Origin of the sequence: Moorena sp. SIO2C4 (genome assembly GCF_010672485.1) — a bacterium.
GTDB classification, from domain to species: Bacteria; Cyanobacteriota; Cyanobacteriia; order Cyanobacteriales; family Coleofasciculaceae; genus Moorena; species Moorena producens.
Genome location: NZ_JAAHGN010000613.1, coordinates 1 through 4,465, shown reverse-complemented (window position 1 = coordinate 4,465; position 4,465 = coordinate 1). Strand labels below are relative to the sequence as shown.

The window sequence follows — 4,465 nt, the reverse complement described above, 5'->3', positions numbered from 1 at the left end:
CCAATGAACGGGATAATCGGATTCTGGAAGCTCAGCTCAGGGTAAGTTTGCTGCGCTATGAAGTGACCTTAGAAGGGGAATCCATGCGTCGATTCTACGACATGAAACTGTTGCGTAGCCAAACCCCTAGCTTTGGTCTAACTTGGACAGTGATGCATCCGATTGATCAAAGTAGTCCGTTATATGGGGAAACACCAGAGTCTCTCGCTGAAATGGAAGCTACACTTATTATCACCCTAGTCGGTATTGATGAAACGGTTTCCCAGACTATTCACGCTCGTCACTCCTACACCGCATCAGAAATTTTGTGGGATAGGCGTTTTGTCGATATGTTTCATAGGAAATCAGACGGCAGTAGAATTATTGATTATAGCCACTTTCATGATATTAAGTAATAGAAATTTATAGGGTTTTAGAACTGCTACATAATTAATAGCTCTGAAATACCAACCTGACGTATCTTCTCTAACTCGATCAGCCTGCGATTAGCTTCTTGACATTCCTGCCAATAGTATTGCTTACGTTGCCAATCATTACTAAGGTCAATTTTTTGCCATTGCTCTAAACAATAGCGCCGATGTTTTTCCAAGGCTACTATTTCTAGAGAAGCTGCTGCTGCCTGTATTACCATCGGGGCTCGCAAAATATCTTCTGTACAGGTTTCGTCAAGATGAAATAGATGGGCGACTTGAGTCATTTCCCTAGGAAATTGTAAACTCCGGTCTTGTAAACGGGAGATTAGCTGTTCAGGGGTGGTAGTGTAAAATTGTGTCCCTATCCCTTGCAGTTCAATAATTTGTTGCCACAAGAATCGATGATGAGAAAGACTAAACAGTAAATCTCCCTGGTCTAGAGTATCAATAATTGTTTGTCGATACTCCGGACAATGTAAATAAATCCGTAATAGTAAGGCTTCGGCTCGTTCTAAAAGGGTACGTTCTTTACCAACAGGTAGGTTTGAGTCTTGATTACCCTGTTGTTTGGTTTTCTTTAACCGAGGTGGGGATTTCTTAAAGGCAGCTCTCAGGGGTTTTTGGAGTTGAGTTTGGAAATTTTCGATGTATAGAGATACTAGTTTCCCTTGTCCTTGACTGAGAATTTGAGCACAGTAGTTAATATAATAAGTGAGCTGATTAATGTCCTCCAGTTGCTTGAGTAACTTAACCATAGCTTGGGCGACTTGCTGAAATTGATCGGCTTGTTGGAGGTCTTTGCCAATCAGGAGTTGATTAATCTGCCAATCCAGCCACAAGGGAGCATTGAGCAACAGTTGTCGGTATTGTTCCGTAGCGTCAGGAGCAGATTTTAGGAATTCATCGGCATCTTTGCCATCAGGTAGGTTGAGTACCCGTAGCTGGACAAGCCCTTGGTAAGCTAGGTTAGCAATTTCTCCAATAGCTCTTTGGGCAGCAGTGGTACCAGCAGCATCCGCATCAAAGTTGAGCACAATTTGCTTCGATTCAGTATAGCGCGATAGTTGCCGGACTTGATCTAAACTAAAAGCGGTACCAAGGGAGGCGACTATATTAGTAATTCCTGTAGCATGGAGTGCGATCGCATCAAAATATCCTTCCACCACTACAGCTTGGTCTTGCTTGGTAATGGAATTACGAGCTTTATCTAGGGCAAAGAGGGTTTTACTTTTATCAAACAGGGGAGTTTCTGGGGAGTTGAGGTATTTCGGTTGCTCATCCCCGAGACTTCTAGCCCCAAAGCCAATCACTCGACCTTGGGTGTCGTGGATGGGAATCATAATGCGATCGCGAAAGCCATCATAATACCCACCATTGTCCCTAGGCTTAATCAATCCCGCTTGCTCAACTAGCTTAACTGGCTTCCGTTTGTGTTCCACCAGATAACGGTAGATGGTTTGCCAACTAGCTGGAGCATACCCTAGCTCGAAAGTAATGATGGTTTCCTCACTCAGACCCCTTTGACCGCGCAAGTACTCTAGGGCCTGCTGTCCTTGGGGTTGTCTGAGGGCATGTTGATAGAAAGCTGTGGCTAAGGCCAGAATCTCGTAGAGTTGCTCTTGTAGAGAAAGTTGCCGTTGTAATTGCTCCCGCTGTTCCGGTTGCAGGGTTTGGACTGGCACCTGGTAGCGCTGTGCCAAATCCAGCACCACATCCGAGAAGGAGTGCTTGCCAATCTCCATCAGGAATTTAATCGCATTCCCTCCAGCTTGGCAGCCGAAGCAGTAATAGAGTTGTTTAGAGGGACTGACAGTGAAACTGGGAGTTTTTTCCTCATGGAAGGGACAGAGACCGACATGGTCTCTGCCACGCTTACGCAATACCACATGCTCCGAGATCACATCCACAATGTCAGACCGTTCCTTAACTGCTTCAATAGTGTTTGGGTGTAGCCGTGGAATGTTCATTGCTGGATTACGTGGTTACAATCGGTCAGGGTGTTCTTTATTGTCCCACCATACTCAAACCCTAAAAAACATGCCTGAGGTTTAGTGCCATTGCAGTATGACGACTGTGGGCAAGACTTGACACAAGATGCTGTTTCAGATCTTGGTCAAAAAGTCAAGATCCATGGGATCTGTTTTTAGCCAGTTGATCGGTGAAAGGCTACTAACACTACCCCCAAAGAATTAGGATTAATGACCCGACAGCCACACGACCAATTTGCGAAACAGTATCTCACGGAGTTGCTAACACCTCATGGTCAGGTGCAAATCAGCCGGGAAGTAACCAGTGAAGTTCGTCAAGTCGATATTTGGTTTCTACCAGCACCTTCGACATCCACACCACCCCAGGTTTTAGGATTGCTCGGTCAGATGGCATCAACTGCCTGTTTATTGGAACCGTTCCGCAATGCCACAGGGATCATGGCGGTGCGTAATTGTCTGCTAAAGTTGTTTGCCCTGTATGGTGAGCTGCAGCGCCAGGCACGACGAGAGGTGCGACCCGTGGCGAATTTAATTCGCCAACGGAAAGCGCACCTAAGAAAAATTCTGTCAGTGAAACCGACTTGACCTGTTTATGGATTCTGTCTCCTTACTGTTCAACCAAGCTGTTGAATGGTTTTGCTGCCAAACTTAATGATTCCGGTAATTGGATTGAGGGAGTCTATTTTTTGCCTGAGTTGTTCAAGACAGCCCTGGTGGCCATTAACCAGCTACCGGTTACAGAAGAAACCCTCTGGTTGAGAGTTTTGGGACGCGATCGCGTAGCGTGCGCGTAGCGCAATCGCACTCAAACCCAAGCCATTAATGAGTTGGTAGCACTACCGGTCGGACACCCTTTACTAGGGGACGCGCAAGTCGAAAGCCCCGCGTTTTTAAACCGGGTCAGAAGTTACCGCAAGAATAGGGCAGCCTTTACGGTTGGTCGGCTATGAGCAAAAGGGTTAAAACTTTATAATTAAGGCTGCCCTATTCTAAGGTTTCGTCTCCGGGATGAAGACTCGCAGCGACTTTAGTCGCCGAGTTGACAATACTTTAGCGCTATAGTATAATTCAAGCATAGGGTACAGGCTGAAAAACCGAGGCTGAGCCGGGAGAGAAACCCGTAACTTATTGACCTTAAAGTAGTAATGCCCGGAGGGTAGGGAAAGTCCTCCTTAAAAACCCAACCATCAACTAACAATTGGTGTGTGAACCCAGCAAGAAAGATAACACTTTGAAAAAAAATGGTACGGCGGGGCACGCCGAAACCAAGTGAAACAGGGAAGCAAGGGACTTTATAAGGCACTTCTCAAAAAGTAACTAAACGCTATCGCGAGACCAGCCCGCTGGGTCTTTCGTAAACTGAACTAGAATCTTGGTCTTGACGGGATATTGGTTTAGGTATTGCCGCAAGGATACGGAGGTTTAAGGCCGGTCGTAGATCTAGGAATCCCCGCGTCTTTAGACCGGGGAGTGTCAAGAGGCAACATCTTAGAGATTCTGGCCAACTGGCGCATCGCTTTCTTATCCCCCACACCCCACACCCGGTCAACCCACACCCCACACCTGAGGTCTTTGTTAAAAACCTACCCCTGTGAGGGGGTTAGGGGTGGGTGCCAATGCCCTTGCGCGTAGCGCTATAAAAGCTGACTGCTCAGAAGCTGATCGCTGAATTATTACAGCTAGAGTGTATCTGTTTAACCATTTAAAGGTAACTTGTCAACTGCTATTTCTTCCTGATTAAATTAATTTTTTTTAAAAGTTTTGCTAGATAAATAAAAATCTAGTAAATCCCCAAATTGTTCACAAAATATTAACAAAATTAAAGTACCATTATAAGTGGATACTTACTTGATTTTTAGATATTTTTTGCTCCTTACTATTTCTAGCGTTTATCGCAGTTATGAGGTACAGTATTTTTTGACGTTGATTCCCTGTTTTGATGCAGCGCATCCCGATTACCGATTACCGATTACCGATTACCGATTACCGATTACCGATTACCGATTACCGATTACCGATTACCGATTACCGATTACCGATTACCGATTACCGATTACCGATTAC

The 4,465-nt window shown here is 45.3% G+C and carries 4 protein-coding genes and 1 pseudogene; 4 read left to right on the top strand and 1 reads right to left on the bottom strand.

Translation table 11 applies throughout. The annotated features are described in order from the left end of the window. Positions 1–395: pseudogene (locus F6K20_RS25655) on the top strand (ion channel); the annotation flags it as partial. A 26-nt stretch (positions 396–421) separates the two neighbouring features. Here the strand turns inward: F6K20_RS25655 and dnaG are convergent. Next, positions 422–2,380, bottom strand: a complete 1,959-nt coding sequence (gene dnaG / locus F6K20_RS25650) for a DNA primase (protein ID WP_008187116.1) — start codon at positions 2,378–2,380, stop codon at positions 422–424. A 231-nt stretch (positions 2,381–2,611) separates the two neighbouring features. Between dnaG and F6K20_RS25645 the strand changes: the two genes are divergently transcribed. The 3 genes from F6K20_RS25645 to F6K20_RS25635 form a co-directional block, all read left to right on the top strand. After that, positions 2,612–2,986 (top strand): hypothetical protein, encoded by a 375-nt coding sequence (locus F6K20_RS25645; protein ID WP_008187117.1) that lies wholly within the window; start codon positions 2,612–2,614, stop codon positions 2,984–2,986. Next, positions 2,983–3,195, top strand: coding sequence for a hypothetical protein (locus F6K20_RS25640; protein ID WP_008187118.1), 213 nt, complete (start codon positions 2,983–2,985; stop codon positions 3,193–3,195). The genes F6K20_RS25645 and F6K20_RS25640 overlap by 4 nt, the downstream gene beginning before the upstream one ends. Before the next feature lie 1,042 nt (positions 3,196–4,237). After that, positions 4,238–4,465, top strand: a 228-nt coding sequence (locus F6K20_RS25635) for a hypothetical protein (RefSeq protein ID WP_287296517.1), incomplete at its 3' end; no start/stop codon positions are given.